This window comes from Lacticaseibacillus parahuelsenbergensis (genome assembly GCF_030770265.1).
Lineage (GTDB): Bacteria > Bacillota > Bacilli > Lactobacillales > Lactobacillaceae > Lacticaseibacillus > Lacticaseibacillus casei.
Genome location: NZ_CP132482.1, coordinates 2,432,419 through 2,456,064, shown reverse-complemented (window position 1 = coordinate 2,456,064; position 23,646 = coordinate 2,432,419). Strand labels below are relative to the sequence as shown.

The following is a 23,646-nucleotide window of genomic DNA, read 5'->3' as shown; positions in this document are numbered from 1 at the left end:
TTTGCTTGAATGAACTAAGGGCAAACAATGAAAAAGTGGGGCCGAATTATATGAAGAAAAATTTACAAAGACAAAGGGGGAACGAAAAAGCGCAGATTAAAAATACGCATTTTCGTTCTTGGAAGAAAGGCAAGAAGTGGTTATTCGCTTCTTCGCTGGTGGTTTCGATTATCGGTGCGGGTGCCTTAGAATCAGGGAAAACAGTTAAGGCCGACGTCACAACCGACACGATTCAAGTGGCACAGCAAGTCGACCAGGCTGCAGCAAGTGCTAAAGCTGCTTCATCGGCGGCTGTCCAAAGTGAGGCTTCAGCGGAGACAACTAAAAACGTTGAGCAGCCTTCTGCGCCATCAGTGGCAACAGAGACAGTCAAAGCAGTGGAAAGTTCTGCAGCAGCGCCAGTCGCAACTTCGACACAGGCGCCGAGTGCAGCAGCTTCACAAGCTACTGTTGCAACGGCTGCAACACCTGCACCTGCAAACAGTGGCGCAGCAACCACGACCAATGCGGCATCCTCCGCTGCTGCGGTTGCCGCTACAAAGGCAGGAATGGACTTTGCAGCATCAATTGATGCCACAACAGCAAGTTCCAGTGCACCAACTTCGCAACAATTTGCTGATCTCTTATCATCAGCGGCATCTTACGCGAAAACACCGGCTGGCAGTGCTGCTTTTGCCCAGCTTGGCGATAAACTCAAGAGCGCGGCAAGTCTTTTGAGTGAAGCTGGCTCGTTGGCGAATGATCCTGCTGTTTTGGCTTTTAAGAAACAACTTTCAGATGCAGCTGCTGATCCTGCCAAGCAACGGGCATTGATTGCTGAATTTAACACAACGTCGCAAGGCAAGACGTTAAATTCGTTAGCGGCGGTCAAAGCATCGTTAGAATCATTGGCAAGTAAGCCCGAAGCAAAAGCAATGCTGAACTCATTGTCATCGAGTATTTCAGCAGCATCTGCTAATGCTACAAAAAAAGCAGCCGCTAATTCTGCTGCTGTCGCTGAGTTCATGAAAACCGATGCCGGCAAGAAACTACTTGATGAAGCTAAGCTGGCAGCCGATTCGGGTGCTGCTCAGAGTTCTGCAGCGGTGACGGCTTATCTGCAGACTGCTGATGGTAAGGCATTATTGGAAACCTTGAAGTCATATGCGGACATTCCTGAATTTGCTGCATTTAGCAAGGCTATGACGGCGGCAGAAAAGGCTTCCGATGCGACAGCGATTCAATCCTTAGCTGCATCGTTCTTTGCAACAGATATTGGTAAGGCTTTTGCTGATGATTTGCAGAAATACGAAGCCAAGGATTCTTACAAGGCGATGACCAAGCAAATTAATGACGCACAAGATGCTGTTGCCAATGAGCTGAAATCATCCATCTCGAAGGCAAGCATGTCAACTTCACTCGCTGGTTTTGATTTAGGTAGCATTACAAGTGGCATTACCGGAACGATCTGGAACGTGGTTTCATGGTTGGCAACGAATATTAACCCAGTGCGACTTGTTCCGGATCTGACGGGACTTGGTGAAATCGGTAAGTTTATTGAATCGTTGGTTGGTGGTGCAATTGGTAGTACGTTCTATGGCACAATCGCAACGGCTGTAGGGGGCTTTGGTGCTTATCTGGTTGCGGGGATTCCCGGGACCATTCTGAACTCAATCCTTGGATTAATTCCGATCGTTGGGATGGTTGCCAATCCAAGTACGGCCGGTGACCTTGGTTGGGCTCCTGGTATCACGGGCTGGCTAACCGGGTTGATTGGTGCTCCACTTGGTGCTTATTATGGGGCCACCTCAGGGCCAGGATTAGCTGATAAAGATGGCAATCTTGATACTGTTGTCAGCGGGACAGCCTTAGGATCTGCCATCGGTGCACTTGTCGGTGAAACTTTAGGCGACTGGATTATCTCATTCCCTATCGGCACGCTTGTTGACGGGATTGCAGGTTTCATCGGTGGTGTTATCGGTGTTATCGGCCTTGGGATTATTGTTGATCCAATCATGTTCTTTGTAGTTGGTTGGGTCACTGCCTTGACGGATACGATTGCAACGCTGGTTGGGACACCAATCGGATCAGTTATAGGCGGTGCCATTGGTGGTGGAATCGGTGCGGTCGCAAGCCTACTTGGTTTGAATCTTCATTTGCCAAACCTTCAGTTGTTGATCAAGGATGTCGGCTCATTGCCAGGAATCTCTGATTTGATCAACACGGTCCAAAGTCTTGCCTCTAAGGCTGGCAAGTTGAAGACGAAGGACATTAAGCTGTTCCGTGGTGCACGCTTTAATCCTTTTGATGCGATTGTCAGCGCTCAGGATGGTAATGGTAAGGATATTTCAAAATCTAACATCAAGGTTGAGGGAAATATCTATACTAATTTGCCAGGTAAGTTTTATGTTAAGTACTCCTTCGTTAATGAAATGAACGATAACGAGGTTGTTACCGGTTACGCGACAGTCACGGTCGCCTAGGTGATATTTATGCAAGAAGAATTGAGACTAAAACCAATCTCGCTGCCAGTTGGATTGCGGTTTGATCCAAGCGATGTCGTTGTAAACGCTACGTATTCAGATGGTGCCAACGTACCATCAGCTAAGCTTGAATACGAAGGTCAGGTTTGGCCTACTAATCCAGGTTTCTATCCTGTTAAAGTTGCATTTTATGACGAGGTATCTGGTAAGAGAGTTGAAGAAAAGACAATTGTCACAGTCCACGAAGTTGAGTAAGAAAGTTTTTATGTGAACAGTCACATCAGTTCACTGAAGGCGGGAAAGAAGTTAATCCGAGCTTTGGGGTTGACTTCTTTTTTTAAGTTTCAGTGCAAAAGATCATGAATCGAACAAGGAGACTGTTTTTGCGGTTATGAGCGAACTGCTTAAACGTTGACGCTGGCAATTATGGAGAAGGAGATTAGATAATGGGGAACCAAAGTGGGCAAAGGTGGCTTAATCAACAAACCAAGATCACCCGGTTTAGAAGATGGAAATCTGGCAAAAAGTGGTTGTATGCTTCAAGTGTGATTGTAACTTTTGCAAGCGGGGCGTTTTTGGCGGATGCAGTCATGACAAATCACGTCAATGCAGATACACAATCAGATATAGAAACAGCTATTAAAGTGACGGATCAGGTTCAGAAGGCGACAACTCAAGCTGCTAATTCACAGAATTCGGAAGCAACAGAGGGTATTAAGGCTGATTTGCAAGCGACTCCGGACCAAAATAATCGGTCAACTGTTGATGCTCAAGAAAAACCAACAGTATCGCCGCAGCAGGAGGCGCAACAAATCTCGTCAGCTAAAGAGGAATCGTTGGTAAATGCAGCTGTCTCGCAGCAAAAAAATGACACGGCCGCAACAACGACAGAACAGCCGGTTGTACACTCGGCATCCACAGCTTCCGAGAACAGCCCAAGTCGCAACGCACAAAACGTTTCGCAATCTGCTGCCACGGTTGGATTAACACAAAGTGATAAATATGGTGAAGAGGGATCTTCGATGAGTCCTGAACGTCAAAGTATCGCTGAAAGTGAGACCAAGACTAGTTCTAGTGGCAGCCAAGATCCTATATCAATCACTTACAACGCAACCAATGACGAAACGGAAAAAAATCAAGAAGCCCGGATTCGTCAAGCCATCAATGCCAGTCTTCACATCGACCAGTACGTATCCAGTATCAATCAGGGTCAGGATGAAGCAAAGTTAGAAGAAGTCACATCATCATCAGTTGCTGATCACGCGTCAGCAATCATACTGGGCGCAACGAGTACGTCAGCGGCGCAACCGTGGCTTACGGCTCCGGACCTGAGTCAACTGGTTAAGCAAATTAGTGACGTCTACAATTTGACACTTGGAGATGCGGTTAAGTGGGCCATCAAAAATGGCGTTAACGGTGCTCTAGATGGACTTTCCGCAATCGTTTCCGGGTTGCGGTCCGTAGCAGGATCGCTGCCAATTGTTAATGTGATTTTGCCACTTGCCAGTGGTGCAATCAAAGCTGCTCAAGATGCAGTTACTGTTGCTAATTCACTTGGCATTGACCCAACCGGTTTGGTTTCCGGCGCGCTAAACCTTGGCATTAACACGATTGGTAAAGCGATTCAAGGTGTGATCTCACCGGTATTAAAAGCCATTCCATTTATTGGTCAGAATCTGGCAAACTCCATTAACCCACTTTTAGATACTGCGACGAATCTAGGACCAGCTTCGATCGTCAAGGCGGTGGCGGGGGTTGTTGGACTTTCAGGTGTTTTGACCGGCGTTTCAAACATCACGGCCACAGTTGCACCAACAATCATTAACGCACTGCAAGGCGTTTTGAATATCAGCGTGTCAGTGGTCAATGGGATTGCTTCGTTTGCCGGATCGGCAATGAAAATGTTTACAGATGTTCTGGGTGGCATCATGGCACCGATTCAATGGGTGATTAACCAAGTGAAAACAACGATCCAAGGATTGTTTCCGGGTTCATCCAGTACCGGTGCAGCGACAAATAACAATAATGGCAAGGACCATCAAAATGGTGACTCAAAGACGCCTGCCCCTAAAACCCCTGACGCCACCGATAGTGACAGTACAGACACATCGAAGAGCACCACGCTAACACCATACATTAATCTTTTCGATATGAGCATTCCCTTGGGCACGCGTTGGAATCCAACTAAAATGTTAATAGCTGCTGTCAATTCCACCGGGAAAGCGGTTAGCTTGTCAGACATCAGAATTGATGGTACGGTTCCGGTAACATTACCAGGAATTTATTTTCAACGTTTCGAATTTACCGATCCCAACGGCACTATCGTTACCAAAATGGGAAAAGTCAGAGTGGGAGGTAAAGAATCGTACACCATCCCTTCTGACAGTGCCACACTTGCTAGTATAAAGAATGCTATCCAATCCTTACCGCACTCTGACAGCAACCCTGCCTCCAGATTCACTTCCACCACTAACTATCCGAGCAAAGAAGCAGTTTATCTTGCCGTTAATCCGGACTTTAAGCCGGACGCCAAAGAAATCGCTGGTGAATTTCTACAATATGTGAATCAGTTGCGCACGTCAAATGGCCAGAAACCGCTGAGTTATTCAGCCAGTGAAGAGGCTTTTGCCACTAAGCGGGTTCAAGAGATTATGACGAACTTTAGTCACGATGGTTCTCACGGATCGACTGAAGATATTGGTGCCAGCAAGGGGATTATCGAGGGCATGCACTCTAATCAGGAAATTGCCTATTATCTGGTCATGGATTGGTATGATGAATCGGATAATCCGGAGCCAATTGGCGATGGGCATTATGGACATCGGGCAAATTTGCTGTATGGCGGTCCGACGATGGGGTTGGCATTTACCCAATCACCGAGCGAAAAAAATCAGTACAGCTATTATTACGCTTTTGAAGCCCCAACCTACAGTGATAAAAGTCTGTATGATAAAGCTTTGGCAATGGCCAATGCGAAAACTAATCCCCAGACGGTGCCGCTTCCAGACATAACTTTTGTTTATGTTGACTCGCCGAAATTTGCAAGCCTTCAAGCACAATTGAAGCAGTTGCAAGCTGACCAAAAAGCGACCACGCCGAATGCTGACCCTGCGATTAAAACCGTGGCGGTCGCGTAATTTGGCTATTTGCTGCAAAAAATTGACGTTGCGAGATAATCTCACACGTCATTGCTTTAAAAATTACTGACAATGAAACGTGTGAACCGATTTTAGAAAGGAAGATGAAGATGGGCCTATTTGCTAAGAAAAAAACGTCAGATCAGGATGATCTTCTCGGTGCGTTGGAGAAGCAATTGCGTAGGGCTGGGGATGACGGTCTCGCAGGCCTTGCGGAGTTGTTGCCTCGAACGGACGCCAACGGTTTACAGACAGGGATTGCAGGGACAGCGACAGCCAGTGAATCAGAGCCATCCGGTAACGCGGAACAGGCTCAGGCGGATGACGTTCCTGAAAAGTCTGAAGTAGTGAAAAGCAAAAACTGGACAATGAGCATTTCCAAAGGTGCGCAACTGAGCTTTGCTAACGATCAGTTAACACTTTATGTTGATTCTGAACAATCTGCGAGCAGTCAATCGGTATCTTCGGTTTCAGCGGCTGATGCAAATGATGCTGCGGATTTGAAAGTAATTGCTACTGAAAAAGAGAAAAAAGAAGGCGAAGCGTCAACTCCGGCAGCAGGTATGGCCTTTAAACCGGACAATGTGATTGACATTGATCATTTCAATCATAAAAGTCTCTCTGAAGCTGATGCGCAAGCTTCCGATGCTGCGGCCATTGCATCAGCAGGTGATACTCGGACCGAGATAGCTGCAACCGCCTCATCGGATCCGGCAAAAACACCACAACAGCCTCAGGATGGGGAGAATGGCTCGACGCCGGAAATGAATGTAGCCAAGTCAGCTTCACAAGCCGCAGTTGAAAAAGTTATCGAAGTCTCATCAGAAAAGAATGAAGAATTGAGTTCTACAGCAAACTCAACCCATTCACAGGCTCCAACTGAGGGTGACGCTGGCGCATCTGTACCTAACCAACAGATGACACAAGTTTCGGAGAATCAATCGAGTGTTGAGCATGTCACTACTGAAAAGCCAAAGGTATCAGACCAAACTTCCGACTCAACTGAAGTGCATAGTGCTACAGGTCGCAGCTCAGAGACAGAGACCGCTGTGATGGTCGCCATCAAAGCACTTCAGCAACAAAGCCAAATGAACCAAGAACAAGTGGCGGCTCTATCCACAAAACTTACGCAACACTTGGATGCTTCCGCTGAATTCGAGCGCACACATAGCAAGACAGTCAATAAACTCAGTGAGATTTTAATCAACCTGATTGTGACTAAGAACGAGCTGGAAAACACCAAAAAGGATTTAAATGATACGAATGAAGCGCTTGGCAAGATTCGCGAGCAGGTCAAACAAGCACATGAAGAGGTGCTTAATCGCCAAAACGTTCAAAACGAAAGCCAACATGCGCTTGTGACAGAATTGCAGGCCAAACTCCAAGAGGCACAAAAGTCGATCAAGGCATTAACCGACAAGTATGCAGAAAGTCAAGAGCAAACAAAGACACTGAAAGATAAGGTCAACAATCTGCGTTTTGAAAATTTGCAGTTACAACATCAGATTGAGGACAGTAAAATGATTCAAGCTGAATAAACGATCTTTTCGGTCAGTACCAGAAGAAACAACAATAAGAACCCAGCGCTGGCGCTCACTTGGATGAGCTCGCCGCGCTGGGTTCTTATTACGACCGGCTTGCAGCCGAGTCCTTTTTCTATGGAATTTTTGGTTAATGATCAATCAGCGGGCATCGAAAGTTGAACCGGTAATGGTGCCTGATTGAGAACATTAACATAAAGTGGCAGCTTGGCCTTTTTGGCTAAGGCACTTTGTGTCGTGACGTTGTTGGTGATAAAGGCCTGTTGCTTGTGATCGGCCATCCAGCGAGTAAAGTCGTCCGTGTCGACAACGGCTTCATCGACAAATGGCACTAACTTGACGCCGGATTTGGCGGTCAAATCACGGTAGGCTTTGGACTTGAAGTTGCCGATCATAGCGCCTTCCTGCGGGAATGACTTTTGTAGCCACCAAACGTTGAGAGCCGTAAGGGAGTCGAAAGAGTTGATTTGCAGACCGGCTTCATTGAAGACACTAATGTCGCTTAACTTCTGACCTTCATAAGTTGCTGAAACGACGAGCAAACCGTCACGACGGTAGAACTCTTTGCGTGTGATCCCGTTGGCAACGTCATAGAATGTGTTGGCCGATAGCACACCATTCTTACGGAAGAAACTTTCTTTCGTGAGTTTGTCACCTTGGCGATAGGCAATCTTTGCAATGAGCTTGGTCGGCTTCTTTTGGGCGTCGAGTTGATAGGTGACAAGCATGTTGGTTTGACCATCCGGCATGGTGATGGTTTCGGCCGTGTGGTTTTCATTCCATTGGCGATTTTTGATATTAGCAGGTAACGTTGCGGCATTCTCGGCGCCCTCGCCAGCATTTTGCAATTGATAAAGGCAGTTGATGATTTGGATTTCATCCGGATTGAAGTTGTTAGCCGTTGACCAGGCATCGATGGTCGGAACCAAATCGATGTTGAAATAGGTCGTGAAAATACCGACCTGTTTCTTTGGCATTGATTGTAACATGTCACTTAATGGGGCCAACGCTTCAAAATCATGTGCAGAGAACGAATCAATATCCAGAATTAATGGTGCATAATCAGCTTCACCCAAAGCATGAACCGGCTCCGAGAAGTTCAACCATGCGGTGATGCCATCACTGAGCGTATGCAACTGGTCATGCAAACGTTTAGACTCGTCTGTTAAATCGGCCTGTTGATGCTCAAGTTTGTCTAATTGGGCTTTGTCGTCAGCCTGATCACTGGCCACTTTAGCTTTCAATGAATCAAGCTTGCGTTGCGCATTGGTGATGGCTTGGCCATTGGCATTTTGTTCGCTATTGATTTTGGTGATTTCATCTTTAGCTTGGTTAATTTCATTGATAATATCTTCAAGCTGCTTCTTCAAGCTGAGCTGCGTTGCGGTTAGCTTTTTTTCACCGGCCTTAATGTCATCGATTTGCTTACGATGAGCATCGGCAAAGGCGAGGACTTTTTCCGGATCTTTGATGCCGGAAAAAGCGGCCATGATTGCCTCTTCATCCTGCTTGAATTTCTTACCCTGCTCAAGGGTCATTTGCGCTTGCTTTTCTAGAGATCGGCGTTGGCGGTTGAGATCGTCAAGGATGCCTTGTTTGGACTTGAGTTGGCTCGCAATTTTATTGGCTTGGTTTTGTAAATCGCTAATTGTATTTTGCGCAGGAACTAACTCGCTACCATCATTTTGGGCCATGCGTTTTTGCATGACTTTGATGTCGCGTTGTGTTTGGGCCAACGTCAACTTGTTTTGGGTTAGGGCGGCCTGCAAATCGGCACGTTTAGCAAACATATTCGTTTGAAGCGTTCGCCGTGCCTCATTGTATGTAGAAATCGCTTGTTTCAAGGTGTTCTTGGCATTGTCAATTTTAGCCGAACTGGCGGTGATGTTTGTTGCTTCGGTTTTTGGAGCCGAACTTGGTACCTCTCCTGATTTGCGCTCGCTCTGGGTTGGTTTTGCCATCGCCGGTTTGCTAGCCTCTGGTGACTTAGCTGACATCGTTGACTTTGCAGAAGTTGCCACACTGGTGCGTGAAGCGGCTGACGATGATTGCGAGCCTGTCTGCATGTTAGAGGTTGATGTTGAGGCAGATTGCGTTAGTGACGAAGATGTCGACTTGGCAGTAGTCGTCGTTGTGGTAGACGCAGTCGCAGAACGCAAATTGGCAACCGGACGATCCGTCACTGCGGTTTTCGTCCCGGTTGCCGGAAGCACACGCGGTTTGGAGGCAGCTTCTGGTTTGGACTTAACAGATGATGCAGACGAAAACAGACCAGTATAGCTATCTCCTGTCGCCGCGCTCGAGTTTTGTTCGCTTTCCTGTTGGAGCTTGTTTGGCTGATTGCGCAAAAACTGGATCCGCCCTTTTTTCCCAAAGATACTCATTTTTAAACCACCCCATAAATTAAGTTTTCTATTTCTACTAAACAATTGAAGCATTATTTCTCACCTGCTAATTGTCTTGTTCTTTGTGCCAGTCCGGCATCGTTTTCGCCCAGATTGCTGATTCCAATTGACACATTACCTAATCTCAATCGTATTATAAGGCATAATTGCATGACCGATGCACGTATTTATTAAACTTGCTGCCTTTAATCTCCAGAGGTTCTGGCAAAACATTAGCATCAAGCAACAACATTGTCTGATTAACCGGCGTGATGACGATCAGCCAAATAAAAGCGTTCATTTAAGTACAATTAAATAATGAGAAACAGGCAAAATCCCATGTGCCTATTTTACAGCAAAGAGCCAATTTAAAAAAGAATTTTATTGTTGAATATTAATTATCCTAAAATTGAAAATTCTTTTCGATTTTTTGATCTTGACCGGTGTTTCAAGAAATATCCAATCCTAAAGTGGGTGTAGAAGTGCGTTCTGGATCACGACCATGTTATAATTATTAGTGTTGTTGACTTTTGCCATTCACTGTGACAGGCGCAAAACATTTCTTTGTTCACAGACATTAAGGAAGGTTTCCAAATAATGAATACATAAGTGTCTTTTGGCTTTTTTGTTTATGACGGGACCATGTGCGTCTGGTTTGTTTCACCAAAGAACACTCATTAAATGAAGGTAGGGTGCAGTCATGGGCTGGTTGTCGAATCGATCAAAAAAGAAACAGGAAACAACGAATGCGACTGAAAAAATGAATGATTTCATAATAAGCGATGATAAGCAAGACTTTTTTTACTTAGAGACTTTGCCAGAAGATATGTCACAGCAGCTGTGGGCAAAGATTGCAACGGTGATGAATTATTTTAAAAATAAAGGGTTGGCCCCAGCGATCATTGATGGCGGGTTCGGTTTTGGCAAAGTTTCCCGGTTCATGCGTTATCGTGACAAAGAAAAGCTGTTTTTACCGCCAACGTCATACCATAATTTTTATACATCCTTACACCAACGCGGCAGTGACAGTCGCGCAACGGCCACATTTGGTAGTGAATTCACCAAGGAACTGACGCCTAAGCAAACTTTGGGCAGTCATGTGACGCGTTATGTCGATCAAGATGGGCAAACTGCGATTAAAGTCGAACGTGATGACCAGGAGCGGGTGCAGGTTGTTAGTTATTTTCGCGATGGTAAGTTGCGTCGCGAAGATAGCTACGATCACCAAGGGCGCTTGATGATGACTGAACGTTTCGCTGAAATGCCGAATATCCATCGGCAAAATGCAACAGATCCGTTTTTTGTGACGACTTCGGTGCACCGTATGCTGGTTGACATGAGCGGGCGTCCGGTCATTGTGGCATTGCCGACTTTTAATCAATTTTGGGTAGAGTCGGAAAGTGGGGAGCCAATTAAGGCATTAGATGATCAGGATGAACTAATGGTTTGGTGGTTGTTGCAAAACTTTCAGCATACAAAACGTAAACTTTATATCGATGCTGACAGTGACCTGTTTGCGCAACTTATTGACGAGCCGGCCATGCATCCGCATTTGGTGCCAATTGTTTATGACAAACCTGACACTGCGCTGCTGGCGAATGTGAAGGCACAGGCGTATTTAATCAGTCAGCAATTTGTCGATCAACCGGATGTTAAGAGGTTGGCAGGCGAGGTGTTGCCGATCTTGAGTTGGCATGAATATATGCCTCATTGAGCGGGTTGGTATCGGTAGAATGAATGCGGAGGAGAATCATGGTTTATTTTTTAACATATCGATTTGAAGGCGATACACCTAGTGGTAAAGAGCAGGTACAACGACTCCAATTATTTGCGGATCACCAATTGCCGGCAAGTATCATTGTCGTGAGCGCGCAAGAAGATCTGGATGAGCAGGTTCAAAAGGCCCATTTACAGTCGGATCAGGTTATGTCACTGATTGATGCTTTGCGTGGCGTTGATACTAGTGAAGGGAAACCACTTTACACGATTGGCGACATTATGAAGCTGAACGATTATCAAACCAAGACGGTCGACCACCATTTACAATTTTTGAATGGTGACCATCTGATGTATGATGTCACAACTTTTGACGATGAAGCTGAGTTGACCGCACAGCGGATTCATACCATTACGTTCTTTGGCGCTAACAACCGTAAAAGTTATGCCGAGGTTTATGATCGTCAAGGCAATAAGGTGAAAACCGTGTATTTCCAAGCGAATGGGCAAGTGCGACTAGCCGTGTATTTTTATGCGAATGGAATGCCACTTTTGTTTTGTCAATATGATGGTAACGGCATTTTGCAACATCTGACCGTGTTGGACTTGGCTGGACAATCAGCTGAGTTTACGGATTGGACGTCGTTTGCCAAATACTGCTTAGCACATGTGATGAAGCAACATCCGGGTAAACTATTAGTGGATCAACCAAGCCGCGTTTTTCCCATGTTAGGACAAGAAATGATGACTGATTCTGTGCCAGTTGTCAGAACCGAAGATGATGTTAGCGTCGTCAAGCAAGCCGAGCAGTCAAACGGCGGTCGTGCTACTTTTGGACAATTAATTGCTGATCCTCAGGCGTCCTTTACGTCGTCTTTAACCCAATATGCAAAAGTTGTGCCCATTGCGGCAGCAGTGAGCCAGCAGTCCGCCGTTCCTGAGGTGAAGCCATGGTCACAGCGCTTGCCAGGCCGAGTGGCGATGGAGCTGGACAATCAAAACTTGGCGATTTTTGAACAGCTACTGAGCACGTTAGCAATGGTTAAGGTCAAAGAAAATCAAGTGAAGCTTGATCTTTTCGTCAAGCATCAAGATCAAGCGCTGGTTCAGCAATTACAAGAAAGAATTGAGACGCTTGGATTATCTTCGCTTCTAGATATTCAAACCCAATCATTAGCAGATTCAGGCGATTTGGCGCGGGTCTTGGCATTTATCGTGGCGGATCTAGGCAACTTGGGGGATGCTGATTTGTTGAGCTCGCTCACTTATGGCACGCCGGTCATCACGTTTGCAAAAACTGCCGATCAGATGCTGAATGGCGCAACCAATGGCGAGCTGGGAATTGTCAAGCCAAGTGAGCAAGTGCTTGAGGCGGCGACTGACATACTGAAATTATTGACGGATCAAACTTGGTGGCAGGAAGTCAGTGATCATGCGCTTGCAGCGGCGAAACCATTACAGGGCTTGACTGGCTGGGAGCTATGGAAAATGGTATTGTAGCCATTGACATGGTGAAACTATCAGGCATGCAGGAATGACAACGCATTGGAGGAATGGAACGTGCGAAAATTAATGAGCTTATTGGTCTTAATGGTGACGATTGTCGGCATTGCTGGCTGTCAGTCAAAATCGTCGGATTCGTCGGCAAAAAAATCTTCGACGATGGTCACAACCAATAAGTTTGACCAAAAGGCACTTCAGAAACGCTACACCAAGATCTCGGATACCGTGATCCAAACCTTAACCAAAATCACGGTGAAAGACGACCAAAAAGATATTATGGCGTCGGCTAAAAAAGGCGTTGACGATTTAGATAAAATTACCTTGGAATTGCAGAACAATCAGCCCGCGTCGGGGATTGGCACAAAAAATACCAATGGTGACTTAACCAAAGCGCTGATTACATACAGCCAAACCGCCACCGATGCCTTGAAGAGCCTGCAAGGGAATGATTCCAATGCTTTTCAGTCGGACGTCAAGAACTTCTTCAGTCAAGCTGCCAGCATCGGCAAGCAGTACTTTAACGGCCAATTGCCGGTCTCCATTCAAAACTTTTCCCAGAATCGCCAGGCCGTTACAACGATTCCAAGCAAATAAGGGGCTTCTACAGAGATATGATTAGAAGCTAAATTTGAGTTTGATCGGAAGATGGCGCTATTTAAAAAGTTCCTATTTTGCGACATTGACTTTCCGTAACTTTGACACTAGTATAAAAGCAATTTAATCCTTCAAAAATGCAGAGAAGAGTAGCGGCGATGCAGGTGTGCAGCGAGTCCGGGAGATGGGAAAGGATAACCGAGCGAGCCGTGAAGATGAGCTTTGCGATATTGTTAGCTTGTTGACGCAGACTAGCCGGTCGGAACCGTTAACTTTCCGGACCTCACAATGGGTGCTGCAGCGGCACGCTATTGCGGCGTCGTTGAGGCATTGCTTGCGAAGGTAATGTAAATTTGGGTGGTACCACGTGACAGCACTCGTCCCTTTGATGATAGGGGATGGGTGCTTTTTTGGTGTGAGCGTGAGCCGGCGCGGTTAGAAGTCGGAGTGTAAGTGGCCTTGGGCGTGATAGCCCGGGTTTAGGCCATTGCGACCAAGGTCCTTACACGCAGACTTCTGCGCCGGGGAGCGCGTTATAGAACACAAAAGTAGCAGTTAACCGTTCTCCCAATCTGCGCAAATATCCCCACAACGCAAAAAGAAAGAGGCCATTCATATGAACTTTATCGTAGATCCCAGAGTATTGGCGCTTGGTGTTAAAATCCGCGGCGTTGAATTAACCAGCGTGGATAACCACGCGTACCCGCAGGCGCTAAAAGAAATGATTGCCAACGAGATTAAACAAGTCCTGACAACGCTGGATCGCGACCAAATTAAAACGGATCCGTTCATTCAAGGCTTTTGGGATTTGCATCGCGCGGTGCATTTGCCTAAACGCAATAACACGCCGGCACCGGCAACGTTGCTGAAGCTCATCCTGAAACGTGGTGAGTTGGCACCGATTAACCCGGTCGTTGACTTATATAATTTGATTTCGATTCAAAGCCATTTAGCGCTTGGTGCCCATGATATTGACCGCATTGATGGTAATGTTAACTTGCGACTCACGACCGGCACCGAGAAATTCGTCCCCATCGGTGCAAATGGTCAACCCGAGCCCGTCAAGGCAGGCGAATATGCTTACATTGATGACAGCAACGAAATCATCTGCCACTTGGAGACGCGCCAGATGGAAAAGACAAAGGTGACGGCAGAAACAAATCATCTGTACTACATTGTGCAAGGCAATCAACAGACCAGCCAAGAGTTTGTGGATCAAACGGCTGAACGGGTTATCGCCTTGACGACCAAGTATCTTGGCGGACAGGGGAAGTTGCTGAATTAATTGTGGCAGTGACCGGTTTGCTGGCGGAACCGCTCGTTTAAAATGATCGAATAAACTTCAAAAAGCTGAACAGTGGCAAAAAGTCTGGCATGACCGGGGCTTTCTGTCACTATTCAGCTTTTCTTTTTTACTCCAGGACTTCATATTCCTTCAAAAACCTTCTCCGCGACACCACACGCTGATTCGTTGCGTCCAAAAAATCGCCTGTATACCCATACGCGTAAACGCCAAATCCAGCATCAGTGTCATTGGCGGTAAAATTTATTTTCTTAATGATTGGCGGTCTCAACGCTGCCATCAGAATGCGAACGCGGTTGTCTAACCAGTAGATTTGATTTTTGGCTAAAGCATCCTTTACCCAATCAGGACGTTCACTGGTTTGACTGATCTCCCAAACAGAGGCCGGTTTGCCTTTATAGAGGACTCTTATGATTGTCACTATCCTTGCTGATCAAGTGAAAAAAGTGGTGGACTCGGGGTAACTAAATTAACCCACGTCACGATAACATCCCACCTCTTCGGTAGCAACAGATTTCTTCAGCAGAACCCAAATATCGACAACTAATCCTCTGATGACGACCTAATCGCGATCGTGCGGGAGCATTCCTTGGCCACCAGCGGATCATGGGTCACGATAATGACAGTTTTTCCTAGCCGATTAATGTTCTTGAGTTCGTTTAAGATGAGGCTGCGATTGTCGCCGTCCAGTGAGCCGGTTGGTTCATCGGCAAGGATGAGCTTGCTGGGTTTGATGAGGCAGCGGGCGACAGCAACGCGTTGTTGTTCGCCACCGGACAATTCGAATATTTTGCGGTCAGCGTAGCCGTTCAATCCGACTGTTTGAAGCGCATCGTCAATTTGTTTTTGCCGTTGCGCTTTATTTAGCTTGAGGTATTTCTGGGCGATTGCCAGGTTTTGCCCGACTGTTTCGTCATCGATCAGGGCAAAATCTTGGAAGATATAGCTTATTTTCTCGCGAATAGTGCGATTGGCTTGGCGGCTGTTGGGCTTAATATTCTTGACGCCATCGAATTCGTAGGTGCCCGAGGAAAAATCGTCAATCAACCCGATGATGTTCAGTAAGGTTGACTTGCCTGAACCACTTGGCCCCATAATAGCAACCATTTCACCTGTCTCAATGTGGAGATTGAGGTTATCAAAAATTGTTTTGGAAGCGAACGTCTTGGTGACATTGGTCAAGTCGATCATGGCTTATTCCCCCTTCAGAACCTGGACGATATTTTTATTTTCTTCGTGATAGAGCATGGCGAAAGACACGAGTAGATCACAAGCAGCCAAAATGAGGCCAACAACGATGGCGAGCGCTGATTTCTGAAGCATAAAGGCGACGATGATTTGCGTCACATACATCAGAAGAAGGAAGCCGATAATCTGCTGGTAGCGGTCAACTAACTTGATACCTAGCACGCGCAGAACCGATAATTTGAACTTGTGCGTTTCGAAGTACAAAAAGCTGGCAAAGGCAGAGACGATAAGCGAGATCAGGAAGGTGATGATTAGCAGGCCAGCAGAAATTTGCAAGCCTAGGCGTGAAGAATCGGTTTCGTTGTTTAAGATCGAGCCGATCGTGGCAAAGCGCAGTTCGATGCCGCCAAGCTTTTGCGCGTTTGTCATGGTCTTGAGTTTTTGCCGGTTTTGTTTGGTGTTCGTGATTCTCAGCGGGCTTGAAACGTCTGCAGTTAGCAATTGATTTTGGCTTTTGTAATCAATTTTTTGCGGGTTAATCACTTCGAAAATGGGGTTCGAAGTGGCGTGCCATTTACCATCACTGGAGAAGTATTTAGCCTTTTCACTGGTCGGCGTGTAGTACTGGATAGTGACTTTTAACTGGCTAGGCGTCGTTTTCTTTTGTTCAGCTTCGGACAGTCGATCGTAGGCGAGTAGCTGACTCAAAAGCTTGATATGCCGATCATTTTTGCGAGATATTGGGGCCAAAAACTGGTTAGACAAATGCTTTTTAGTAGAAAGATTAAACGAACGTAAGGCATTTTGATTAACCTGAACAACTTGATAGGCGTCTTGGAGTTTGAAGGTACTTGCTGCGGGGTACCTAGTCAAATTTCGGCGCGGATACACAGTGCCTCCGGATATGAATTCCGCGCCAAGTTGCTTGTCCAATTGCGAGAAAACGGCGCCGAGTCTGGCTTCGTTTTTGCCGTTGTTCAGCTCGAAGTTTTTCAGTGCTTCGCCTTCGAATCCCAACGAGTTAATGGTAAGTTTTTTCCCGACTTCAGCCACCTGATTGTAGCGCTTCGTTGCGGCAACAATGTCTTTGATGTTGGCCAGACTGCCAATCAAGAGAACAGTGGTCAAAATAATCATCACGGCTTTCAAAATGGCAAGGAGGCCAGTGCCGAGTTTGAAGCTAATCGCATTTTTAAGAAATTGAACGACTTTAATACTGCGGATCAGTACGAGGACAATAAGAATGGCAATTACAAAAATCGATAGAACAGCTATCTGGGAGGCGCCCAACAATGTCCAAAAACCTTTGGGAAAATAGTCAAAGTAGAAATAGCAAGCCGCCAGCACTAGCACACTTGATGCAAGTGTCGTGATGAGTGGCAGTTGATAGAGTTGAAGCAAAATATCGCGTGTTGACAGCCCGACAATCTTCCAAACGCCAATCGGTTTGATTCGGCCCATGGCTAAGGCGAGCATGCCTAATAAAGACAGCAGCGCCAAAACACCAAAAGCAATCGCGTACATTAACAAGTCACGATTAACATATTCTTTTTCAGATTGTGTTTTTGGTGTCAGCAACTCTGACTCGGGAACGTCGAAAAATACCGCAAATTCCTTGGTGATGGCATCTTTGGAAGCGCCAGTGGCGGGGATGATAGTGTAAATACCGTTTGCCGATTTGTCACCGTTCTTAAAATAAGCTGCCATGCTTTGGAGGCGAATGTTGATGCTTTTTCCGAAAACCGGAATATGCGGCTGACCTTTAGAAGAAGCAGTCTGGGTATAAGTGGCATTGGGCTTTTCGAAAAGCTTAACGGGTTGAGGATTCTGGAAGAAGTTGGTGTAAGGGAAACTTGACTGATTAACAACGGCGGATTTTAAAACAGTTTGGTTCGGAAAGTCAGTTCGCACAATTGAGGCGTGCTGTCTTTTGGCCAATTGCTCGAAAAAGCTTAGCGTTGCTTGGGAGCTTTTAGTGGCGTTGGCCAGATAGACCTTAAATGAAGTCGCCGTTGACTCAATGTTTTCGACCCGGATCTGATCGTTAGTCTGGAAAATATTAATAACGAATAAAGACGCCAGTAAAACCATGAATGAAAGAAAAACACTGACAATCCGTTTCATGAACGTGCTCCCCCTTAAATGCAGTTTGACGCTGCCATAAACGCAAGTTCGAAGTATAGCGATCACCCTGATTACCCCAACAGCAAGACATTTCCCTTAGTGTACTTCAGGTTTTATGAAAGCGTCTACAAAAACGAACTGCCACAAAATCTTTTGGCTCTTCGTGATTTAGCAAAACGGCTTTTAAGGGATAAAACCGTTATTTTCGTTTCCTTCAACCCGCTCATTTACTGGCCCAACGCCGTTTCCCGCCCGAAAAGACATTTTTTCATGATGGTTTGGTCATAAACTCTTCAAATTGACTTAAGTCAGCTTTAAGTCGCTGCCCGTAGTATGAACACCATCAACTTAAAGGAGATGGCGCTGATGCAAGAAGTAACGACACTGACGCAACAGCCAAAAAAGCGGACGAGACGATCCGTGAATTGGTTGAAGGTACTGCCATGGATCGTGCCACTGGCGGTGCTGATTGGCTGGCAGGCTGCAGTCAGTTTTAACTGGGTCACCAGTTCATTGATCCCGGCCCCGACGACCGTTATCCAAGATGGCATCAAGTTGTGGCAAAACGGTGAATTGCCAAAGAACATTGCGATTAGCCTATATCGGGCCACGGCCGGTTTTGCCATCGGCGGCAGTGTCGGCTTTGTGCTTGGCCTCATCAACGGCTTGGTCAAACCGATCCGCGCGCTGCTGGATAGTCCCATTCAGATGTTGCGCAATATCCCGCATCTGTCATTGATTCCCTTGATGATTATTCTGATGGGGATTGGCGAACCCGCTAAGATCGCGTTGGTGGCGATCGGGGTCATGTTCCCGATGTATATCAATACGTATCAAGGGATTACCGGCGCTGACCCGGAGCTACTGGAAATGGGCCGAGCTTATGGACTTTCCAGACGGGCATTGTTCACCCGCGTGATTTTCCCGGGTGCCTTGGCCAACATTCTGATGGGTGTTCGCTACGCACTTGGTGTCATGTGGACGACTCTGATTGTTGCCGAGACGATTTCGGCCACTTCCGGTTTAGGATACATGGCCACCAACGCCCAAGAATTTATGCGCATGGATACGGTTCTACTTTGTATTTTGATTTACGCCTTGCTAGGAAAACTTTCTGATGTGATTGCTAAGAATCTGGAACGACTTTTCCTCAGCTGGCGACAAGGAGGCGTTGACGCATGACCAACCCAATTGTGAAACTGCAACATGTGGAAAAAGTATACGGTGACAAAACCGTCCTGAACGATATTCAGCTCAACTTGTACCCAGGTGAGTTCCTGGCCTTGGTTGGGATGAGCGGCGGCGGAAAAAGCACGATTTTACGCTTGATCGCTGGGCTTGAAGCGCCGACAGCCGGTCACCTAAGTCGTGAAAAAGGCTTAGTGATGCGGGTGATGTTTCAAAATGACCGTCTGTTACCGTGGCTGACCAATCTGGATAATGTCTCGTTTAAGAATCGGGATCCGGAGGTCATCAGCGAGGCGAAGAGCCTCTTGCATGCAGTTGGCTTAACGGATAAAAGCACCGGTTATCCGGCCCAGCTTTCCGGCGGGCAGAAGCAACGGTTGGCGTTGGCCCGGGCGTTATTGGCTAAGCCACAATTGCTACTCCTTGATGAACCGTTGGGCGCGTTAGATGCGTTGACGCGGCAACGGATGCAGGATCTCATTTTGAAAATTTTTACCGAACAAAAACTGAGTACGTTGCTCATCACCCATGATGTCAACGAAGCAGCCCGGATGGCGGATCGGATTATCGTCGTCAGGGATGGCCAGTTGGCCGCCGAAACGACCGGTGCCCGCGGACAGTCACCTGAAGCAGTGGCCCAAACCGCTGCCCGGGTATTGCAAGCGATCCTGTCAGAAGAGCCGGTGACCTCATGAAAGAGCCAGTATTAACCGCTACTGCTGCCAAGCCTGCTAAGAAACATCGTTACCTATATGAAATTGACTTGATGCGACTGATTTTCATTGCCGGGGTCTTGTTGAATCATACGACAACCGCGTTTGAGCATCAGCTGTCCTCCGGATTCGCAAGCACCGCCTTACTTGCTACGCACTTGATGATCCACTTCACGCGGATGGGCTTCATGTTCATGACCGGACTGGTTTTGACCATGGTGTACTATTCGCGGAAACGTAATTGGCCGTTGTTCTTCAAAAAACGGTTCACAACTGTCGGCATTCCCTATGTTTTGTGGAATACGTTGTTGATGATCGGATCCATCTTGCTTGGTATTGGCGGTTTCACCATTGCTAATTTCTGGCCGGACTACCTCAGCGCTATCCTGCATGGCGATCAGTTCTATCTATACTATGTCTTGGTCACGATGCAACTGTATCTGGTCTTTCCGGCGATGCTCTGGTTGTTCAAAAAGACAGAAGGGCATCACGGCGTCTTGGTACTGGCCAGTTTTGGCTTACAACTGCTGATTGTGGCCGGAATTAAATACGGACTGCCCCACATCGATACCAGTGGTTGGCTATGGTGGTTCCGTGCTTATGGCGTCAATGTTTTCACGTATCAATTCTTCTTCATTGCCGGCGGTCTTTTCAGCTTACATGCTAAGGCAATCAAGAATTGGTTGCTGGATCATCAACTGCTCATTGGCATCAGTACACTGATACTCAGTTTTGGCACAATTGGACTTTATGTCTTTAATAAACAGATTTTAGGCATGACCCATAGCGCAGCCGTTTCACCGCATCAACCTTATATGTTGGTCTATGACGTGGTGATGATTGCTTTTGTTGCACTGCTTGGCCAAAAGTATGCTACCTGGCATGCCAAGCAGCCCACACACTGGTTCGCCCGCTTAGTTGGTAATGGTGCCCAAGTTTCTTTTGGGGTCTATCTTTGCCAAACGATCGCACTGTCGTTATTAAGCGGGGTGCTGGGATTGATGCATCTTAGCAATCTGACCCTGATGTTACTGTTGCCGCTTGGTTATCTCGGTATTCTCGGCGTCTCTTTTGGGATCGCCTGGTTCTGTTACAAAGTTTCACCGTTTGGATGGTTAATAGGCCGTCCGCAATCGTTGTCGTTATCTGCGAAAGGAGTCTTGAATCATGAGCAAGCTCACCGATCAGTTATCTCAGAATCTCATCAATCATCGTGATTATCCCTTAGTTAAGTCCGTTGCTTCCAATACGTGGTACACGGGGCGCGACTTAGAAGAAGATGTTGCCGCCTTACGCGAGCAATTTGCCGAACAGAAAATCGGTGCCGGGGATCAGGTATTGATCGTCTTGCCGAATTCACCGGTCTTCCTGCCGCTTAATCAGGCACTTTGGGAAATTGGTGCGGTCGCCCATCCGATCGCGGCTAAAACGCCGGTACCGGAATTGCTTGACGAGTGGACCACTTATCACTATCAAGCGGTCATCACCCTGCCAGCCTTGGGAGAAGCCATGGAAGCACCCTTGATCCCATGGGCGCGGGTTCGCTTGCATACCATGCCGGAATTGGCGATTCTAACCGATGCAGGCCAGCTGGCTTATCGCATCAACGCCCCGCAAATGGCGCCGCGCGAAGATGATCTGGCCTTAATTCTGAACACCTCAGGCACCACCGGTAAACCGAAACGTGTCGGGCTGACACACCGAATGTTGGTTAACGCCGCCCACTATGACATTGTGAGCCACGCACTAACGCCAGATGACACGGCAATGGTCGTGATGCCGATGTTTCATATCAATGCGCAGGTGATTTCGGTTTTGGCCACCCGACTATCCGGTGGTAAGTTGGTCATTGCGCCTAAGTTTTCGGCAAGTGCCTTTTGGCCAACTATCGAAGACAATCACGTGACCTGGGTGTCGGTGGTTCCGACGATCATTTCGATTCTGCTCATGAACCAAAATGCCTTAAAAGCGTATCACGACAATATCCATTTGCGGTTTGTCCGCAGTTCTTCTTTCGCCTTGCCGGAAGACAAACTCGTGGCGTTTCAATCGCGGTTTCACACCCAAGTCTTAGAAGGTTACGGCATGACGGAAACTGCCAGCCAAAGCACCTTGAATCCGATTCAGGCACCTAAAATCGGGTCTGCGGGCAAACCGGTTGGCACGGACCTCCGTATCAGATTGGCAGACGGCACGTTGACCAAAAAACCATTTGTCGAAGGTGAGATTGTCCTTCGCGGCGACCACGTGATTCATGATTATCTCGAGCCCCATCCTGATTCATTTGCCGATGGCTGGTTCTTGACCGGCGATATTGGCTATCTGGATCAAGAAGGCTACCTGTTTGTCAAAGGCCGCCGCAAAGAGATGATCAATCGTGGCGGCGAAAAGGTGGCACCGGCCAAAGTCGAAAATGTGCTTAATGAACTGGACTGGATCGCACAAGTGGCGGTCATTGGATTACCGGACAATCTGTACGGAGAGGCCGTCACGGCTGTGGTCATTCGGCAGGATCCAACTGCTGATCCGCAAAAAGCCAAGGCTGACTTACTCGATTTTGCCCGCCAGCACCTTGCTGCTTACGAATGTCCGACCGAAGTCGTGTTTGTCAAAGCTTTTCCAGTGAATACCACTGGCAAGGTTTTGCGACCGAAACTACGCGACCAACTCATGCGAGGCGGGAAACTTTATGAAGCGTAAATTTCGATTCATTTTACTGTTAGTCGGGCTCATTGCGTGGTTTAGCGTTGCCGTGTATGGCTATACCCAAACCACCACGGCTTCGACCAATCAGGAAACCGTCACGATTGGCTACCAAAAAGCCGACCCGGTGGACATCTCCCGCCAGCGCGGCGAACTAGCCAAGAAATTAAAGGCAAAAGGCTATCAAGTAGTCTTCAAGGAATTTTCGGATGGCGCAGCACTGATGACCGCTCTTAAAAGTGGCGCCATTGACTATGCGCGAGTTGGCGACACGCCACCGGTCACGGCTAAAGCGTCCGGTACCGACATTGCTTTGATTGCGACAGGCGCCACGAAAGAATACGGCAGCGGCATTCTGGTTGGCAAAAATAGCGGCATCACCAGTCTCAAGCAACTCAAAGGCAAGACGATTGCTTATCAAAAAGGCACTGCTGCCCAGTATCTGATCATCCAGGCGCTCAAGAAAGCTGGATTATCAACCAATGATGTCAAGTTGGTGAATATGGATCAGAGTTCGGCGTCGGTTGCTTTTGCTAAAGGCAGTGTGGATGCCTGGGTCACCTGGGATCCGTACACGGCAACCGCGCAAGTGAACAACAATGCCAAGTTGCTGACCAATGGCACCGGCCTGTCCAAAAACCGGGATTTCCTGATTTCGACGCAAAGCTATGCCAAGAATCACACGTCGTTAAGCAAGTTGTTGACCACAGCGTTGAATGACGACATGACGTGGGCGAATGCGCATCATACCCAACTGATTGCCATGCTAAGCAAGACCCTCAAGCTTTCGGATGAGGTGATCCAAAAAATGGTCGAACGGCGAACCTATTCCATGACGCTTATTGACGGCAACAGCACAATTGTCGCCGAAGAAAACGCCATTGCCAAGGCGCTGTATCAAGCTGGCGTTGTCACTAAGGAAGTGGATATGAAAACAACGTTAGTCGATGAATAGACCTTATATGTGAAAGTTTACGATAAATCGCAAAATATCATTAAGCGGCCAATCCCTTTGTTATGAAGGAGTTGGCCGTTTTTTCGTGCTTATAACTGTCAAAGAGTTTGGTCTTTTTTTCCTAGCTTTCTTGCA

The 23,646-nt window shown here is 47.1% G+C and carries 18 protein-coding genes and 1 pseudogene; 14 read left to right on the top strand and 5 right to left on the bottom strand.

What is annotated here, in order from left to right; all coding sequences use genetic code 11:
• The first annotated feature begins 50 nt into the window (after positions 1 to 50).
• From LACPH_RS11455 to LACPH_RS11440, 5 genes and pseudogenes are all read left to right on the top strand, one after another.
• A complete protein-coding gene (locus LACPH_RS11455) occupies positions 51 to 2,462 on the top strand; it encodes a KxYKxGKxW signal peptide domain-containing protein (RefSeq protein WP_306387000.1) in 2,412 nt (803 codons plus the stop codon).
• Positions 2,463 to 2,471: 9 nt separating this feature from the next.
• Positions 2,472 to 2,717, top strand: a complete 246-nt coding sequence (locus tag LACPH_RS11450) for a bacterial Ig-like domain-containing protein (RefSeq protein ID WP_010492501.1) — start codon at positions 2,472 to 2,474, stop codon at positions 2,715 to 2,717.
• Positions 2,718 to 2,908: 191 nt separating this feature from the next.
• Positions 2,909 to 3,016: pseudogene (locus LACPH_RS14320) on the top strand (KxYKxGKxW signal peptide domain-containing protein); the annotation flags it as partial.
• A 36-nt stretch (positions 3,017 to 3,052) separates the two neighbouring features.
• Entirely contained in the window at positions 3,053 to 5,599 is a 2,547-nt protein-coding gene (locus LACPH_RS11445) for a CAP domain-containing protein (RefSeq protein ID WP_306386999.1), read from the top strand.
• A 110-nt stretch (positions 5,600 to 5,709) separates the two neighbouring features.
• Entirely contained in the window at positions 5,710 to 7,137 is a 1,428-nt protein-coding gene (locus LACPH_RS11440) for a hypothetical protein (protein WP_306386998.1), read from the top strand.
• A gap of 140 nt (positions 7,138 to 7,277) precedes the next feature.
• Here LACPH_RS11440 and LACPH_RS11435 read toward each other — a convergent pair whose 3' ends face one another.
• Together LACPH_RS11435 and LACPH_RS11430 are read right to left on the bottom strand one after the other, a co-directional pair.
• A complete protein-coding gene (locus LACPH_RS11435) occupies positions 7,278 to 9,524 on the bottom strand; it encodes a coiled-coil domain-containing protein (RefSeq protein ID WP_306386997.1) in 2,247 nt (748 codons plus the stop codon).
• 154 nt (positions 9,525 to 9,678) lie between these two features.
• The gene (locus tag LACPH_RS11430; RefSeq protein ID WP_306386996.1) at positions 9,679 to 9,825 is read right to left on the bottom strand and encodes a hypothetical protein; all 147 of its coding nucleotides are present in this window, start codon (positions 9,823 to 9,825) and stop codon (positions 9,679 to 9,681) included.
• Positions 9,826 to 10,284: 459 nt separating this feature from the next.
• Between LACPH_RS11430 and LACPH_RS11425 the strand changes: the two genes are divergently transcribed.
• The 4 genes from LACPH_RS11425 to LACPH_RS11410 all read left to right on the top strand — a co-directional run bounded on the left by LACPH_RS11425 (position 10,285) and on the right by LACPH_RS11410 (position 14,622).
• A complete protein-coding gene (locus LACPH_RS11425) occupies positions 10,285 to 11,238 on the top strand; it encodes a hypothetical protein (protein ID WP_306386995.1) in 954 nt (317 codons plus the stop codon).
• Positions 11,239 to 11,276: 38 nt separating this feature from the next.
• Positions 11,277 to 12,740 (top strand): hypothetical protein, encoded by a 1,464-nt coding sequence (locus LACPH_RS11420; protein ID WP_306386994.1) that lies wholly within the window; start codon positions 11,277 to 11,279, stop codon positions 12,738 to 12,740.
• Between the two features lie 60 nt (positions 12,741 to 12,800).
• On the top strand, positions 12,801 to 13,337 hold the full coding sequence (locus tag LACPH_RS11415) for a hypothetical protein (protein WP_025012840.1): 537 nt from the start codon (positions 12,801 to 12,803) through the stop codon (positions 13,335 to 13,337).
• Between the two features lie 616 nt (positions 13,338 to 13,953).
• Entirely contained in the window at positions 13,954 to 14,622 is a 669-nt protein-coding gene (locus LACPH_RS11410) for a B3/B4 domain-containing protein (RefSeq protein WP_306386993.1), read from the top strand.
• Between the two features lie 127 nt (positions 14,623 to 14,749).
• Here the strand turns inward: LACPH_RS11410 and LACPH_RS11405 are convergent, their stop codons facing one another.
• The 3 genes from LACPH_RS11405 to LACPH_RS11395 all read right to left on the bottom strand — a co-directional run bounded on the left by LACPH_RS11405 (position 14,750) and on the right by LACPH_RS11395 (position 17,952).
• Positions 14,750 to 15,052, bottom strand: a complete 303-nt coding sequence (locus tag LACPH_RS11405; protein ID WP_047105596.1) for a hypothetical protein — start codon at positions 15,050 to 15,052, stop codon at positions 14,750 to 14,752.
• Between the two features lie 131 nt (positions 15,053 to 15,183).
• Complete coding sequence (locus LACPH_RS11400) at positions 15,184 to 15,831, bottom strand: ABC transporter ATP-binding protein (protein WP_306386992.1); 648 nt, start codon at positions 15,829 to 15,831, stop codon at positions 15,184 to 15,186.
• A gap of 3 nt (positions 15,832 to 15,834) precedes the next feature.
• Positions 15,835 to 17,952, bottom strand: coding sequence for a DUF1430 domain-containing protein (locus tag LACPH_RS11395; RefSeq protein WP_306386991.1), 2,118 nt, complete (start codon positions 17,950 to 17,952; stop codon positions 15,835 to 15,837).
• Between the two features lie 366 nt (positions 17,953 to 18,318).
• Here LACPH_RS11395 and LACPH_RS11390 point away from each other — a divergent pair, with 366 nt between their 5' ends.
• The 5 genes from LACPH_RS11390 to LACPH_RS11370 are packed head-to-tail and all read left to right on the top strand — an operon-like array spanning position 18,319 to position 23,511.
• Positions 18,319 to 19,134, top strand: a complete 816-nt coding sequence (locus tag LACPH_RS11390; protein WP_306386990.1) for an ABC transporter permease subunit — start codon at positions 18,319 to 18,321, stop codon at positions 19,132 to 19,134.
• Positions 19,131 to 19,835 (top strand): ABC transporter ATP-binding protein, encoded by a 705-nt coding sequence (locus tag LACPH_RS11385; RefSeq protein ID WP_306386989.1) that lies wholly within the window; start codon positions 19,131 to 19,133, stop codon positions 19,833 to 19,835. Before LACPH_RS11390 ends, LACPH_RS11385 begins: the two co-directional genes overlap by 4 nt.
• On the top strand, positions 19,832 to 21,070 hold the full coding sequence (locus tag LACPH_RS11380; RefSeq protein WP_306386988.1) for an acyltransferase family protein: 1,239 nt from the start codon (positions 19,832 to 19,834) through the stop codon (positions 21,068 to 21,070). Before LACPH_RS11385 ends, LACPH_RS11380 begins: the two co-directional genes overlap by 4 nt.
• Positions 21,021 to 22,553 (top strand): AMP-binding protein, encoded by a 1,533-nt coding sequence (locus tag LACPH_RS11375; protein WP_306386987.1) that lies wholly within the window; start codon positions 21,021 to 21,023, stop codon positions 22,551 to 22,553. The genes LACPH_RS11380 and LACPH_RS11375 overlap by 50 nt, the downstream gene beginning before the upstream one ends.
• Entirely contained in the window at positions 22,543 to 23,511 is a 969-nt protein-coding gene (locus LACPH_RS11370) for an aliphatic sulfonate ABC transporter substrate-binding protein (protein ID WP_306386986.1), read from the top strand. The genes LACPH_RS11375 and LACPH_RS11370 overlap by 11 nt, the downstream gene beginning before the upstream one ends.
• Positions 23,512 to 23,646: the final 135 nt, after the last annotated feature.

Excerpts from the sequence above, each read along its gene's own strand:
- LACPH_RS11380 (WP_306386988.1), top strand. The coding sequence starts at position 19,832 with ATGAAAGAGCCAGTATTAACCGCTACTGCTGCCAAGCCTGCTAAGAAA.
- LACPH_RS11390 (WP_306386990.1), top strand. The coding sequence starts at position 18,319 with ATGCAAGAAGTAACGACACTGACGCAACAGCCAAAAAAGCGGACGAGA.
- LACPH_RS11435 (WP_306386997.1), bottom strand. The coding sequence starts at position 9,524 with ATGAGTATCTTTGGGAAAAAAGGGCGGATCCAGTTTTTGCGCAATCAG.
- LACPH_RS11400 (WP_306386992.1), bottom strand. The coding sequence starts at position 15,831 with ATGATCGACTTGACCAATGTCACCAAGACGTTCGCTTCCAAAACAATT.
- LACPH_RS11410 (WP_306386993.1), top strand. The coding sequence starts at position 13,954 with ATGAACTTTATCGTAGATCCCAGAGTATTGGCGCTTGGTGTTAAAATC.
- LACPH_RS11445 (WP_306386999.1), top strand. The coding sequence starts at position 3,053 with ATGACAAATCACGTCAATGCAGATACACAATCAGATATAGAAACAGCT.
- LACPH_RS11425 (WP_306386995.1), top strand. The coding sequence starts at position 10,285 with ATGAATGATTTCATAATAAGCGATGATAAGCAAGACTTTTTTTACTTA.
- LACPH_RS11375 (WP_306386987.1), top strand. The coding sequence starts at position 21,021 with ATGAGCAAGCTCACCGATCAGTTATCTCAGAATCTCATCAATCATCGT.
- LACPH_RS11370 (WP_306386986.1), top strand. The coding sequence starts at position 22,543 with ATGAAGCGTAAATTTCGATTCATTTTACTGTTAGTCGGGCTCATTGCG.
- LACPH_RS11455 (WP_306387000.1), top strand. The coding sequence starts at position 51 with ATGAAGAAAAATTTACAAAGACAAAGGGGGAACGAAAAAGCGCAGATT.
- LACPH_RS11440 (WP_306386998.1), top strand. The coding sequence starts at position 5,710 with ATGGGCCTATTTGCTAAGAAAAAAACGTCAGATCAGGATGATCTTCTC.
- LACPH_RS11420 (WP_306386994.1), top strand. The coding sequence starts at position 11,277 with ATGGTTTATTTTTTAACATATCGATTTGAAGGCGATACACCTAGTGGT.
- LACPH_RS11385 (WP_306386989.1), top strand. The coding sequence starts at position 19,131 with ATGACCAACCCAATTGTGAAACTGCAACATGTGGAAAAAGTATACGGT.
- LACPH_RS11430 (WP_306386996.1), bottom strand. The coding sequence starts at position 9,825 with ATGAACGCTTTTATTTGGCTGATCGTCATCACGCCGGTTAATCAGACA.
- LACPH_RS11395 (WP_306386991.1), bottom strand. The coding sequence starts at position 17,952 with ATGAAACGGATTGTCAGTGTTTTTCTTTCATTCATGGTTTTACTGGCG.
- LACPH_RS11450 (WP_010492501.1), top strand. The coding sequence starts at position 2,472 with ATGCAAGAAGAATTGAGACTAAAACCAATCTCGCTGCCAGTTGGATTG.